Source organism: Aliibacillus thermotolerans, from assembly GCF_027853235.1.
Lineage (GTDB): Bacteria > Bacillota > Bacilli > Bacillales > Marinococcaceae > Aliibacillus > Aliibacillus thermotolerans.
Genome location: NZ_WKJG01000050.1, coordinates 40,236 through 54,416 on the forward strand (window position 1 = coordinate 40,236; position 14,181 = coordinate 54,416).

At 40.3% G+C, this 14,181-nt stretch carries 16 protein-coding genes; 1 reads left to right on the forward strand and 15 read right to left on the reverse strand.

Translation table 11 applies throughout. The annotated features are described in order from the left end of the window. Position 1: 1 nt before the first annotated feature. The 14 genes from bluB to GJS40_RS08755 all read right to left on the reverse strand — a co-directional run bounded on the left by bluB (position 2) and on the right by GJS40_RS08755 (position 12,180). Positions 2-691: a 5,6-dimethylbenzimidazole synthase gene (bluB, locus tag GJS40_RS08690; RefSeq protein ID WP_270897482.1), complete on the reverse strand. Its 690-nt coding sequence runs from the start codon at positions 689-691 to the stop codon at positions 2-4. Positions 692-709: 18 nt separating this feature from the next. Then, a complete protein-coding gene (locus GJS40_RS08695; RefSeq protein ID WP_270897483.1) occupies positions 710-1,180 on the reverse strand; it encodes a hemerythrin domain-containing protein in 471 nt (156 codons plus the stop codon). A 160-nt stretch (positions 1,181-1,340) separates the two neighbouring features. Continuing rightward, a complete protein-coding gene (locus tag GJS40_RS08700; RefSeq protein WP_270897484.1) occupies positions 1,341-1,622 on the reverse strand; it encodes a hypothetical protein in 282 nt (93 codons plus the stop codon). A gap of 91 nt (positions 1,623-1,713) precedes the next feature. Then, on the reverse strand, positions 1,714-1,899 hold the full coding sequence (locus GJS40_RS08705; RefSeq protein ID WP_270897485.1) for a BshB3 potential contributor to bacillithiol synthesis: 186 nt from the start codon (positions 1,897-1,899) through the stop codon (positions 1,714-1,716). Between the two features lie 81 nt (positions 1,900-1,980). Continuing rightward, positions 1,981-3,687: an assimilatory sulfite reductase (NADPH) hemoprotein subunit gene (gene cysI, locus GJS40_RS08710; RefSeq protein WP_270897486.1), complete on the reverse strand. Its 1,707-nt coding sequence runs from the start codon at positions 3,685-3,687 to the stop codon at positions 1,981-1,983. 23 nt (positions 3,688-3,710) lie between these two features. Continuing rightward, complete coding sequence (locus tag GJS40_RS08715) at positions 3,711-5,498, reverse strand: assimilatory sulfite reductase (NADPH) flavoprotein subunit (RefSeq protein ID WP_270897487.1); 1,788 nt, start codon at positions 5,496-5,498, stop codon at positions 3,711-3,713. Beyond that, on the reverse strand, positions 5,476-6,231 hold the full coding sequence (locus GJS40_RS08720) for a sirohydrochlorin chelatase (RefSeq protein ID WP_270897488.1): 756 nt from the start codon (positions 6,229-6,231) through the stop codon (positions 5,476-5,478). The genes GJS40_RS08715 and GJS40_RS08720 overlap by 23 nt, the downstream gene beginning before the upstream one ends. A 15-nt stretch (positions 6,232-6,246) precedes the next feature. Then, positions 6,247-7,035 carry a uroporphyrinogen-III C-methyltransferase gene (cobA, locus tag GJS40_RS08725; protein ID WP_270897489.1) on the reverse strand — a complete coding sequence of 263 codons (789 nt, stop codon included), beginning with the start codon at positions 7,033-7,035 and terminating at the stop codon, positions 6,247-6,249. Positions 7,036-7,037: 2 nt separating this feature from the next. Beyond that, positions 7,038-7,640, reverse strand: coding sequence for an adenylyl-sulfate kinase (gene cysC, locus GJS40_RS08730; RefSeq protein WP_270897490.1), 603 nt, complete (start codon positions 7,638-7,640; stop codon positions 7,038-7,040). A gap of 283 nt (positions 7,641-7,923) precedes the next feature. Then, the gene (locus GJS40_RS08735) at positions 7,924-9,003 is read right to left on the reverse strand and encodes an inorganic phosphate transporter (RefSeq protein ID WP_270897491.1); all 1,080 of its coding nucleotides are present in this window, start codon (positions 9,001-9,003) and stop codon (positions 7,924-7,926) included. A gap of 4 nt (positions 9,004-9,007) precedes the next feature. After that, positions 9,008-10,150: a sulfate adenylyltransferase gene (gene sat, locus GJS40_RS08740; RefSeq protein ID WP_270897492.1), complete on the reverse strand. Its 1,143-nt coding sequence runs from the start codon at positions 10,148-10,150 to the stop codon at positions 9,008-9,010. Positions 10,151-10,176: 26 nt separating this feature from the next. After that, positions 10,177-10,887: a phosphoadenylyl-sulfate reductase gene (locus GJS40_RS08745; RefSeq protein WP_270897493.1), complete on the reverse strand. Its 711-nt coding sequence runs from the start codon at positions 10,885-10,887 to the stop codon at positions 10,177-10,179. 103 nt (positions 10,888-10,990) lie between these two features. Next, on the reverse strand, positions 10,991-11,134 hold the full coding sequence (locus tag GJS40_RS08750) for a YezD family protein (protein WP_270897494.1): 144 nt from the start codon (positions 11,132-11,134) through the stop codon (positions 10,991-10,993). 122 nt (positions 11,135-11,256) lie between these two features. Next, positions 11,257-12,180 carry a ComEC/Rec2 family competence protein gene (locus tag GJS40_RS08755; RefSeq protein WP_270897495.1) on the reverse strand — a complete coding sequence of 308 codons (924 nt, stop codon included), beginning with the start codon at positions 12,178-12,180 and terminating at the stop codon, positions 11,257-11,259. Between the two features lie 106 nt (positions 12,181-12,286). On the opposite strand from GJS40_RS08755, the gene GJS40_RS08760 reads away from it, so the two are divergent. Then, entirely contained in the window at positions 12,287-12,799 is a 513-nt protein-coding gene (locus GJS40_RS08760; RefSeq protein WP_270897496.1) for a cupin domain-containing protein, read from the forward strand. A 17-nt stretch (positions 12,800-12,816) separates the two neighbouring features. Here the strand turns inward: GJS40_RS08760 and GJS40_RS08765 are convergent, their stop codons facing one another. Next, positions 12,817-14,181, reverse strand: a complete 1,365-nt coding sequence (locus GJS40_RS08765; protein WP_270897597.1) for an MDR family MFS transporter — start codon at positions 14,179-14,181, stop codon at positions 12,817-12,819.

The window sequence follows — 14,181 nt, forward strand, 5'->3', positions numbered from 1 at the left end:
TTCATTTCAGCTGGGCCTCCTTATTTTCGCTAATTTTGTTCTTTTTTGCAATGCCCCATTCATTATCAAATATTAATGTAGTTAAGTCTTGTCGTTTTTCCCAATTGGCTGTCTCTAATATCGGTTGTTTTGGGTAATCTTCGGTATAACCTAAAGAAAGAAGAGCGACAGGTTCAATGTGAGGGGGAATATTTAAAATATCCCGGACATCACTTTTTTTATAAAAACTGACCCATCCCATCGCAATTCCTTCTACGAAAGCCGCAAGCCACATATTTTGAATGGCACAAGATGTGGACATAATATCCGTTTCAGGGATGGAATTGCGCCCGAGCACGTGATTTCCTCCTCTCGTTGGGTCACACGTGACACAAATAGTTATTGGTGCGTCTTTTAACCCTTCGACTTTCAAACTTAAAAATTTTGTTTCTCTTTCTCCTTCGTAATGAATGGCTAACGCTTTGCGCTCTTTTTCCGCAGCCCAAGCAAGTCGTTCTTTTTTTTCATCCGAATCGATAATAATAAAGTTCCACGGTTGCATAAAGCCAACAGAAGGAGCAGCATGAGCCGCTTCTAAAATACGATAGATCGCTTCTTCGGGAATGGGATCACGCAAAAATTGCCGAATATCTCTTCTGTTAAAAATCGCTTTGTAAACTGCTTCTTTTTCAGATTGCTGAAATGATATCATACAATCACTCCATTCGGTTTATTCATGAAAATACGGTTCTAACTCTTTTAATACATCATCAGGAAGAGCTTTTTCAATCAACGGAAAAATCACTCTCTCTTCTTTGCGAACATGTGCTTCTAATTTTTCTCCTAACTCACGCATATCTTCCACGCATGTAGATAATTCATCGTGATTTATTTTTTCTATTAAACGGTGCATGAGTCCTCGGATTTCCACATGTTCCAGTAACATTTCGGCTATTTCCGCATGTTCGAGGGAAGCATATTGGGAATACGCCGGCAACAAAACTTCCTCTTCTTCTCGAAAGTGCTCCTGTCCTCCTTCTTCCCAAAATCTTTTCACATCTTCTGCCACTTGTTGGATAGAGTAGCGGGCTTTTTCTGTATTGACGCGTTTTAAGTTTAAACATAAAAAAAGTGCATGGTGATGATGACGAGATAGTGGGGCTAATGATTCATGTCGCTGAATTCCTCTCCCTTTTTTCATTCATTCACCCTCCTTGTGATGGCGTATCATATAACCTATATTATACGCGAAATATGGGAAGTTACGAAACATCATCCATTCTTACTAAAAAGTTGTATATAACGACAAACCTAGCTTGATGAAAAATCATTCAAGCTAGGTTTGTTTAAAAGGATACAGGTTATGATTTTTTCTCATTGTTATTGACTACTTGTCCTAGCAACTCTTCCGCAAACGCTGTTTCGCTCGCTGTATCCCCTTGTTTAAAGGAACGTTGAAACTTTTGCAGTTGCTTTCGAATGGGACGATTTTGATTACGTTTTTCAGAAATACCGTACCAAACGGCGCCAGCCCCAAGTGCTGCCAGTGTCAAAAACATCCCCATTCTTCCCCGTGGCTCATTTCTTTGAAAAATACCGCGACGATTCCCCATGAAAGGAACGTTCCAACGGAAATTGTTCATGTTTTATCCCCTTCCCGTAAGTTCTTACATGGAGAAAGACTCTCCACATCGTTAGCTTGTGTCAGTTCAGACAAATTTATAAGGAAAAGGGTTAAAACGCAAATATCCAAATGAGACCTCCAATGACTAAAAGAACAGGTAAAAAGATTGCATACATGACGATCATATTGGAGAAACTTTTATTATAATTATAATTTTTATCTTCGACTTGCGTTAAATATAATGTAATAACAATTCCAGAAATACCAATCAAAATAATAAGGATAAAACTGAGCATCTCCTGCGAATCCTCCTCTACTCTCATCGTATTTATCTTACCATGAGATAGAGAGAGAAACTAGACGATGTGCTTCATTCTTTAATCATGGAATTGGGTGCCATCTTCTACTTTTGTGACGTATTGATTTCGAACGACAAAGTCTCCGAACCGTTCTCCTTCAGCACGTTCTTTTGCGTAATGATGGATGATCGGTTTCAATGTGTGGATGATTTCTTCTTCCCCGATATTTTCTTTATATAGTTTGTTTAACCGTTCTCCTGTATAACTTCCTCCTAAATACAAATTATATTTACCAGGCGCTTTTCCAATAAAACCGATTTCTCCTAAAGGAGCTCGGGAACAACTATTTGGACAACCGGACATCCGAATGACAATATCTTCTTCTTTTAAACCTGCTTCTTCCATCACTTCTTCTAAACGCGTGATAAGTGTAGGAAGATAGCGTTCAGCTTCAGCCATCGCAAGCCCACAAGTGGGAAAGGCGACACATGCAATCGCACTTTTTTGTAATGGTGACATATGCTCATTATTCGTTAGTTTATATTTATCAATAATTGCTTGGATGCGAGGTTTCTCCGTTTCAGCTACATTACTAATCATAATATTTTGGTTCGGGGTGAATCGAAATTCTCCACGATGAATGGTTGCAATTTCCCGGAGAGCAGTCATCATCTTGCAAGTCTCGGTATCTTTCACACGGCCATTTTGAATAAACATCGTGTAATGCCAAGTGTCATTGACTCCTTGAATCCATCCGTACCGATCCCCGTGATGATCAAATTGATACGATCGCGCTTTGCTCAGAGAGTATCCCAATCGTTTTTCTAATTCTTTCACGATAAAAGTAAGTCCAAGTCGGTCTACCGTATATTTAAAACGAGCATTTTTTCGAATCGAACGATTACCGTAATCTCGCTGAATGGTCACAATTTTTTCCGCAACCTCTACTATTTGTTCCGGAGTGCAAAACCCAATGACTTTTCCCACTTGTGGATACGTCTTTTTATCTCCATGGGTCATTCCCATGCCACCCCCAACGACAACGTTAAAGCCGAGGAGCTTCTCATTTTCCACAATCGCAATAAAGCCAAGGTCCTGTGAAAATACGTCGATATCATTGGAAGGAGGAATGGCAATTCCAATTTTAAATTTACGTGGTAAATATACTTCTCCGTAAATCGGTTCTTCTTCTTCATTACTATCGTACAATTTTTCTTCGTCTAACCATATTTCATGATAAGCACGGGTCCTTGGAGTGAGATGTTCGCTGATTCGTTTGGCCCATTCGTACACTTTTCCGTGAACAGATGATTCATACGGGTTAGGATTTAACATCACGTTGCGGTTGACGTCACCGCAAGCCGCAATGGTATCCATCAATGCTTCGTGAATACGTTGCATCGTTTTTTTCATATTCCACTTGACGATCCCGTGCATTTGAATTGCTTGACGCGTCGTGATTTTTAACGTCCCATTTGCATATTGATTCGCAATTTCATCTAGTTGTAGCCATTGCTTGGCAGTAGCTACTCCACCGGCAGCCCGTACTCTAATCATGAATTGGTAAGCGGGTTCTAATTTCTGTTTTTGTCTTTCTATCCTTACATCGCGATCATCTTGCAAATAGCTACCATGAAACTTCAACAAGCGATTATCGTCATCTGGAATCCCAGCCGTAATTGTATCTTGAAAGGAAGATTCTAACGTTCCACGTAAATAACGGCTTTCTTTTTTAATTCGTTCCACATCACTTGGTGGTCCTTCCACTGGATAAAGTTTACTCATTTGGTGGATCCCTCCTATACATTTTAGTAGACATCTCGCTGATAACGTTTTTCTTGCCTTAACATTTGGACATATTCCTTTGCTTCTTCTTCTGTTTTGTTGCCAACGTCTTGCACAATGGTGAGGATTGTTTTTTCCACATCTTTTGCCATCTTGTTTTTGTCACCACATACGTACACATAAGCCCCTTCTTCTAACCAACGATAAAATTCTTCTTTTTTCTCCAACATCCGGTGTTGTACGTATACTTTTTCTTCCGCATCCCGAGAGAAAGCGAGATCAATGTTCGTGAGTAAACCATCTTTTTTCCATTGTTGCCATTCCACTTGATAGAGAAAATCAGTACGAAAATGTTGATCACCAAAAAATAGCCAGTTTTTTCCTTTGGCATCGATTTCTTCTCTTTCTTGCATGAAAGCCCGATACGGAGCTACTCCTGTTCCAGCACCAATCATAATGATTGCATCGTCGGGATTTTCAGGTAAACGGAAGTTTGGATTTTTTTGAACGTAGACAGGAAGTGTATCTCCAATTTCTTTCCGTTCCGCACAATAAACCGAACATACCCCAAGCCGTTGTCTTCCATGGGCTTCATATTTCACAGAACCAATTGTGACATGCACTTCATCGGGATATGCTTCTAGGCTATTGGCGATGGAATATAATCGTGGCGCAAGTGGTCGTAACACTTCTAAAAAGGACGTGATATTTCCTTTCCAAGGTCCAAATTCTCTTATAATGTCCAACAAGTCTTTCCCTTCCACTTCTTTTTTATCAAAGGAATCTTTTTCGATGTATTCCTTTAAAGCGGATGTTTCTGAAAGAGGAATTAATTTTTTTAAGAGCGGAAGCGTAATATTTGTAATATCATAGTAGCGAAGTAATGCTTCTCTCAATGTATATTTTTCTCCATTGACTTCCACGCGTTCTTTACTTTCCCAGTTCATTTCATGTAAAATAGCATCCACTAATTCCGGATCGTTTTCCGGATATATCCCTAGGCTATCTCCTGGTTCAAACGTTATTCCGGAACCTTCCAAAGACAGTTCCAAATGGGTTGTTTCTTTATTAGAACCTCTTCCATTCAATGGGATGTGTTCTAATATTTCTGCAAGAAATGGATGTTTCCGTGAATAAGTGATTTGTTCGGTGGCGAAAATATTTCCTTCCGTCACCATCTCTTGTGTTGTCACACTTTCCTTGATTTCTTTTTCGACAGAGGCAAACCATGTCTCTGCTTTATCTTCAAAATCGACATCACAATCGACGCGAGGAACCATTCTTTTTCCTCCTAATTCTTCTAAACGCTTGTCAATGTCTTTCCCTGTTTGGCAAAAATGTTCATAAGAGGAATCTCCAAGCGCTAATACAGAAAACTCAAGATGTACTAAGGAAGGAGCTTTCGGGCGGTGTAAATATTCATAAAAACGCAATGCATTATCAGGTGGATCTCCTTCTCCATGGGTGCTTACGATAACGAGTAACACTTCGACATCTTTTAATTTCTTCGGTTTAAATTCATCCATTCCATATTGGTGAACGTTCATTTTTTGTTTTTGTAATCGTTCCGTCAACTGTTCAGCAAGAGCCACCCCATTTCCTGTTTGTGAGCCGACTAAAATGGTCACTCCTTTTGTTTTAGGTTGTGACTGTGTCGGCGTTTCGGTCACTACTTGGTTTGATGATGGATTACTCGCAAGTAAATAGCCACTAAGCCAAATTTTTTGTGTTTCTGTTAAAGAAGATATTAATTGGTTGAGTACATTCGTTTGTTCCTCTGTAAAAGGACTATTTGTCGTTTGTAATGACATAAACCTCACCTCTTTCCTTTTCTTTATCAGTCAACCAGCGATTGATACGTTTGGTGACGATGTCTCGCACGTGTGCACTTGATCCTAACGTGTCACATAAAATCCATCCTTTTTTCTTCGCTGCTTGGGTTAAGGACGCGAATAAACGCCCATCAAAAAGTAAAAATGGTAAAATAAATCGCTGTTTTTCTGTTGCTTCATTTACAATGTCTTGGAAATGGGGTTTGTGCCCGTATAAGAAACATATTGTTATCTCCGTTTCGGGAAGTTTTCGTTGGAGACGTTCCGAGACCTGTATTAAATGTTGTTTTACTTGAGGGGAACGTCCACCCCGTCCTACTAAAAGCACATGACGTTGTGGCACTTCTAGAAATTGTTTCATGAGAAGCGCTTCGTATAAAGCGTCGATGAGTTTTTCCTCTTCTCCCAAAGGCTCTTCATAAATAAATTGGATGAAAGGATACTTCCGTCGTGCCGAAATGATCGCTTGTGGAATGTCGTAAGTTGCGTGATCTGCTTTTAACAACAACAAAGGAACGATAATAATAGTCGTTGCGCCTTCTTTCACACACATTTCAATGCCTTCCAAGAGAGTAGGTCGTGAAAACTGTAGAAAGCAAATTTTCTGCAGCGGGCTATTCACTTTTTTTATCACTGGGGCAAGGGAGGAATACACTTCTTTCCTTCCACTTCGCTTACGAGTGCCATGACTGACATACAAGATCGCTTGCACATCCTCTCCTCCTTTTTATTGTGACTTTTGTAGCGAGGAGTGATGGTCAGACCAATTTGTATACTCCTGAAACCAATTTATTTTTTCGCCTAGTTTTACTACTTCCCCCACTACGATAATGCTTGGGGGGTGGATCCGTTCGTTTTTCGCTATTTGAACAATTGTTTGAAGATCCCCGGTAATAGTGCGCTGCTTCTCGGTTGTTCCTTGATGAATAATGGCGACAGGAGTACGGTCGGGTCTTCCAATCTCACGTAACGTTTGAACAATTTTTTCTAGATTTTTCATACCCATATAAATGACAAGTGTCCCTGCATGGCGCGCGATACTTTTCCAATTCTCATCATTATCTTGATTGTTTTCTGTCTGTCCGGTAAGAAAAGCGACGTGGCTGCTTACTTTTCGCTGAGTAAGCGGAATACCGGCATAGGCACTCGCAGCAATCCCAGAAGTGATACCTGGTACAATTTCATAAGGAATATCATTGGTCGCTAATGTCAATGCTTCTTCTCCTCCGCGCCCAAAGATCAATGGGTCTCCTCCTTTTAATCTTGTCACCACTTTTCCTCGTTTGGCAAAAAACAGTAATTGTTCATTAATCATCCCTTGGGTCATCCAATGATGATTCGGTTTTTTCCCACAATAGACAAGGATTGCCTCTTTTTTTGCATGCTGTAACAATTCTTCATTCACAAGACGGTCATATAAGATGACATCAGCTTCTTGAATGGCGCGTAGAGCTTTGACAGTAATTAATTCGGGATCTCCTGGTCCTGCTCCAACGATGTATACGTAACCGCTCATCGTTACCTCCTCAATAACTGTTTTTCTTCCAGTGTCGTAACAATTTGATTCACTGCTTCTTCAATACTCACTTTGTCACTTTCAATGACAATTTCAGGTTGTACAGGCTCTTCATAGGGGGCATCAATACCGGTAAAAGAAGATATCTCCCCTTTGCGTGCTTTTTCATAAAGTCCTTTTGGATCTCTTTCTTCACATACTTCAAGAGGGCATTTAACATACACTTCCAAAAATTCATCCTTATCCACTAATTGACGAACGAGGTCACGATCTTTTCGGTATGGGGAAATAAAAGCGGTAGCAACAATCGTGCCGGAGTCAACAAATAATTTTGCCACTTCCCCAATGCGTCGGATATTTTCTTTTCTATCTTCAGGAGAAAAACCTAAATCTTGATTTAATCCGTGGCGAATATTATCACCATCTAAAATATATCCTTGCTTCCCTTCTTCAAATAAACGTCGAATCAATGCATTGGCGATCGTTGACTTTCCTGAGCCAGATAAGCCAGTAAACCATAAAATACAACTTTTATGACCGTTCTTTTCTTGTCGTTCTTTTTTTTCTACTGATTGTTCATGCCAAACAATATGTTTTTCCGTCATGAAAGACTCCTCCTTTTTTCTACAGCTTCAATCCAGACGTCTTAGCTTTACTAGGAAAAATGGGAAAGATGCTATGCGAATGATTTTAAGATCGGATCAATCAATGCCGCATGAACCGTTTAGGAAACTTTATTTATTTGAAAAATTTATGAAGTGTCATAAGGTGAGCGAGTATCAATCAATTTCGATTCATACGCCTCATCTTGTCTAAGATCGCTTACCTGTCTGTTGCACCATGGTCTAATTTATCCTCACTTGAGTACTTCCGAGATGTCCTTTGTCCTTATATTCCGCTGCCTCCGTCATGGGTGCTTTGTCTTTCTTTTTTGATTAACTGTAAAAAACGAACAGAGCCTAGGGTGGCGATGGATACGGTGATCATGATAAACAATGTGTAGACATCTTTATGGATGAATATCAACATGAGAGAGTAAGAGACAACGACTGACACTACCGGCGACAATACCCAGACATGAATGATTTGTTTTAACACCATTTGTTCTCGCAATTGAAAACCGTGATTGGAAGCGCCAATACCGATAATCGCTGACGTGGTAACTTGTGTCAGTGGAACTGGGATTCCAAAAACAGATGCAACAATAACGAGAGATCCTCCTGTGAAAGATACCGCACTTCCTTGCAGTAAAGACAGACGAGTAATTTTTTTACCATTGGTCTCAAGTACTTTACTTCCAAACACCATTGATCCCAACCCTAAAAACAAACCGCCAAATAAGAGGGCCTGCTCCATTGAAATTAACGAAGCGCCAACGAGTGGGCCAACAGCATTAGATACATTGTTCATCCCTGCGGCAAATGATTCCACTAGACCAGTCATGATGACCAACGCCGTCAATACCTTTTTCCACGTTGAGTTTGTATGAAGGAAGGTCCATTTCGGTTCAATATTTTTTATTCCTCTACCTAACATATAAGCAATTCCAAAAGCCACCACCGGGACAATGAGCCAACATAAGAAAATCGTAAATAAATTGCTTACGTGTAACGATTGAAACGCAAGACCAACACCGACAAGAGAACCGACCACTACTTCACTTGTTGATAATGGAATGCCTATCCAATTGGCGAAAAACAGGGTGAATGTAGCTCCTAATAAAATGATGATGGCAACTTCCGTCGTAATGAAACTTTCCGGAATCACCCCAGCACCGATTGTTTTGACAACTTCCGAACCGAAGAGCGCACCAACGAAAGCGCCTCCTCCGACAAGAAGCATGGCGACAAATCGTCTTTTGATTGCTCCACTTCCATAAGCGGGGCCCATTGCAGCAGCGGTTCCACTTGCACCGATATTCATCGCAAAGAAAAATGCAATGATATACGCGCCAATCGTTACATCCATAAGCTCACCTTCCTACCTTTTCTTTCACTCCTTCGATCAACACTTTCACAACTTCCGGCCGACTAAATTCCGGAGGTGGCATTTCTCCTTTACTTAACATTTCACGCACTTTTGTTCCGGATAAAATGACGTGATGACTTGCATCGTGAGGGCACGTTTTTTGCGAAGCCATATTGTCGCATTTTTTGCAATAGAAACTATGTTCAAAAAATAATGGGGTGATTCCAAGTTCCTCCGCTGTAAATTGCTCAAAAATTCGTTGAGCGTCATAAGTGCCATAGTAATTTCCAACGCCGGCATGATCTCTACCGACGATAAAATGAGTACAACCGTAGTTTTTTCTCACAAGCGCATGGAATATTGCTTCTCGTGGTCCGGCATAACGCATCGCTGCTGGAAAAACAGCTAAAAAGGACCGGTTTTTCGGGTAGTAATGTTTTAATATCACTTCATAACTTTGCATCCGAACATCGGCTGGAATATCTCCTTGTTTTGTCTTTCCTACTAACGGTTGGAGAAACAAGCCATCTACCGTTTCTAATGCCGATTTTTGAATATATTCGTGGGCCCGGTGCACCGGATTTCTCGTTTGAAAGCCAACAACCGTTTTCCATCCTCTCTTTTTAAATTCTTCTCTCGTTTCTTGTGGATCCAAGTAATATGATTGAAACTCATCATGTACGATTTCCTCGGTTAACGTAATCGGCCCTGCCACGTATACCGCGGCTCGCTCAAAAAGATTTCGGACTCCAGGATGTTCAAGGTCGGTTGTTTGGTACACTTTCTCTGCTTCTCGTTCTTTATCTGGTACGTAAATATCCTCTATCTCTACATATCCGTACACTTTTTCTTCATAGATAAGCGTCGCTTTTTGACCAATTTTTAATTCAGAAGCTTTTTCTTTGGTAACCGGTAAGGTGATTGGGATCGACCATACTGTTCCATCTTCCAAGCACATGTTTTCCACCACGGATTCATAATCTCGTCGGTGTAAAAATCCGGTTAACGGACTGTACCCTCCATTTGCAAGCAGTTCAATATCCGAAAGTCCAATTTCATCAATTGGAATCGCTGCTTGAATATTACTCGTATTTTCTCCTATTTTTTTTCGATTGACTAACGTTCCACCATGTGGCAAATGAGACATGAACAATCCTTCCTTTCTATATTTTTCTACGGACGATGAAGTCCGCATTCCGTTTTGCCAAGTCCTTGCCAACGACCACTTCGTAAGTCCTCTCCTTCAAGAACAGGTGCAGTACAAGGAAAACAGCCGATACTTGGGTAATTTTGATCGTGCAATGGGTGATAAGGAAGAGAATGGGTGTTGATATAGTCCCACACCTCATCCCACGTCCAATGGATTAAGGGACATATTTTAATTTTTCGGAAACGGTTGTCTTTATTTACAAATTGAACATGTTGTCGAGTGGGTGATTGTTCTCTTCTTAATCCAGAGATCCATGCTTCGTATTTAGTCAATTCTTTTTCTAATGGTGCGAGTTTACGTATCGCACAACATTGATCTGGGTCTTTCTCCCATAGCTTATCTCCGTACCGAGTTTTTTGTTCCGCGGGTGTTAGTTCAGGCTGAATGCTTTGGATATTTAATGTGGAAAAATAATTTTTCACTTCTTCTAAGAACCGGTACGTTTCTGAAAAATGGTAATCGGTATCAATAAAGACGACCGTAGCACTTGGGTTTACTTGTTGAATGAGATGGAGTAGTACCATTCCTTCTGCTCCAAGGCTTGACGCGTATACAACTTCTTCTCCATATGTGTCATAAGTCCACTTCAAAACATCAATGGCTTTCCACTCTTCCCATTCTTTGGTTAGTGATTGTAATGCGTCTTCTGTCACCGTTTCATAGACGTATGTCATGGAATCCCTCCCTTAAAATAAAAAGGCAACGTGTATATCTTCATCTCTAATCACGAGATGTTTAGATATATACGTCGCCTCCAGTTTGTCTGGTCAGCATATTTCATGTAAATCGCAGTTTCTCCTTTTTTTCCATTTGAACAATCTTGCCGTCTTGGACAACAATTGTGATTGAGCCATATTTTAAGTCTTTTAGGAGTACTTTAAGCTTTTCATACGTTTTTTCTAAATCTTCTTGTTGTCCCATGAAGCCCCTCCTCGTTAAAACATAGTAATTATATAAGATTTATATGTTTGAATTGTATTCTATGTGATAAAACTGAGAATGTCAACATGTTTTTCAATTTTTTATAAATAGCGACGAAATGACTAAACACACAACAAAACAAGGGATGTATCTAGCACGTACACCCCTTGTTTTGTTAACGAAATTTGAATATTCCCTGAACGTTCCGTACTAATAAAAGGCGTTCCGTATCGTTTTAATCGGTGCGTTACAATCGCATGAGGATGGCCGAAATCATTATCTTTTCCATAAGTAAGCACCGCAATGGACGGACGAACTTGCCTTAATAATTCAGCCGAAGTCGAAGTATGTGATCCGTGATGGGCGACTTTTAACACATCCGCATGGCCAGGATACTTTTTAATCAGCTCCTTTTCAATTTTTTGCGGGATATCGCCGAGCAGTAATGCGGTATGTTGATCCGTCTCTATCTTCAATACAATTGAAGAATCATTGGTTTCATCCGACGGTCTTTCTGCATTTAATACGATCACCGTTGCTCCTTCGATCGGTACCGTCTCACCTTCTTTTGCGATGGTTACTGGGATATTTTCATTTTGTATAGTTTGTTGGTACATCTCATACGTTTCCGTCTCCTTTTCTTTTCCACTATCTAAGACATTTTTTACGTCTATATTTTTCAATACAGTAATCAATCCACCGATGTGATCGTAATCAGGGTGTGTCGCCACTACCCAATCAAGCTGGTGAATCCCTTTTTCCCTTAAATATTGAAGAACTTGTTTTCCTTTTTCGGGTTTTCCTCCATCGATTAGGATGTTCTCGCCAGTAGCAAATTGAACCAAGGTACTATCCCCTTGGCCTACATCAATAAAGTGAAAATCAACTGACTTTTCTTGCGTCGTTATCTCCGAAAACAGTTCTTCTTGTCCTATATAGAAAACGGGATCATCGGTGATATAAGGAGACGTAAAAGAGATAGTACAAGACAATAATATCAATGACAAAAGAAAAAACATACCTACGTCCGATACTTTCCCAATCACTAATACCCCCTTTCTTTTTAGTATGAACGAAATATCGAGCTGTGATGACAGTTTAAGTAAGAGAAAATGAGGATATAGTAAACATACATGGAAAGGGGATGAGGCGATGAAAAATGAAGAAGTGACACCGATGTTTTTTCAACCACAAGAACATATCCCAAACAATAAAGAAATCCCTGTCCTGCTTTATTCCGGGGTGATGTCTGAGAAGACAGAAAAAATGCGTGACACATTCCATCAAAACAATTGGACAAATAGCTGGTTAGGTTCATTGCATGAAGAAGATCACTTCCACAGTAATACCCATGAAGTGATTGGCATTTATAACGGTTCTGGTCGCATTCGTTTAGGGGGAGCGAAAGGGACTTATTTTGATGTGATGAAAGGAGATGTGTTGGTCATTCCTGCCGGAGTGTGCCATCGTTTAATGAGCGCTAGTTTCGATTTTGCGGTAATTGGCGCATATCCCGATGGAAAGGAATATAATCATATGACAGGAGAAGAAAAAGAGATGGAAGAGTGGGAAAAAGAAATCAGCAAAGTCCCTCTTCCAAAAACGGATCCGGTGTTTGGAAAAGAAGGACCTCTCATTCGGGCTTGGATACGAAAAAGTATATAAAAAATCCCGTCTACCATTTAAGTAGAACGGGATGTCTTTGTTGATGCGGCATTGCTTTTCACATAAAAAGATAAAACCAAGCAAAGCAAAGATAATACAAACGAGACCCAAAAAGCAGTATTTACTCCTGTAATCATTGCATCTCCAGCATCACTTCTCCAAGCAACTGTTGTCATAATTGTAATTAATAGCGCGGTACCGATAGATCCTGATACTTGTCGAAACGTATTGTTCACTGCTGTTCCGTGCGGGATTAAATCACGTGGGAGGGAATTTAATCCTGCAGTAGTAATCGGCATCATCACAAGGGAGATGCTGAACATCCGAAGCGTATAGACAGCCATCATAAAAGTAAGGGGTGTTTCTTCTGATAAATCGGTATATAACACATTGGAGATGGCCATGAGTGACAAGCCGATCAGCATGAGCCATTTTGCTCCGACGCGGTCAAATATCCTCCCGGTAATTGGAGACATCAATCCCATTAAAATCGCTCCAGGAAGCATCATGAGTCCGGATTCTGTTGCAGTGAAATTGCGCATATCTTGCATATAAAGCGGCAAGATCGTGGCCCCACCGACCATGACCATAAATACGATCATTCCAATAATGGTGGTTAACGTAAAAATGCGATATTTCAATACTCTTAACTCTAAAATTGGTTCTCGTAAACGGAGTTGACGATGAGAGAAGAAAATTAAACTGATGATTCCTATGCTAATGGAAATAAGCACGGCCTCGTGAGACCAACCTAAGCTACCAGCACTACTGAATCCGTAAAGAATGCCTCCGAACCCGAATGTGGACAAAATAATCGACAGGACATCGACTTTCGGAAACTTTTGTTCGGTGACATTTTTTAAGATAAAATACGCAAAGATAATATCAAATACAGCGATTGGAAAAACGATATAAAAAAGTGTCCTCCAATGAAAGTGATCGACGATTATCCCGGCAAGGGTCGGACCAATGGCTGGAGCAAAGGAAATGACCAATCCCATAAACCCCATTGCTTGCCCCCGTTTATGAATAGGGAAAATGAGCAATACAATCGTTTGCATTAATGGCATCATGATTCCTGCTCCTGCTGCTTGGATTACTCTTCCAACCATTAAAATAGAAAAGTTCGGGGAAATGGCACAAATAAACGTACCAGCAGCAAACATGCTGATGGCACTAATAAATAGTTTTCTTGTGGTAAACGTTTCAATTAAGAATGCTGTAATCGGAATCATGATTCCATTGACTAACATAAATATCGTCGTTAACCATTGTGCTGTATTGGGGTCAATCCTTAAATCTTCCATAATAGGTGGCAGTGCTGTCGTAAGAAGCGTTTGATTTAATATCGCCACAAACGCCCCAATGAGCAACACTGCCAT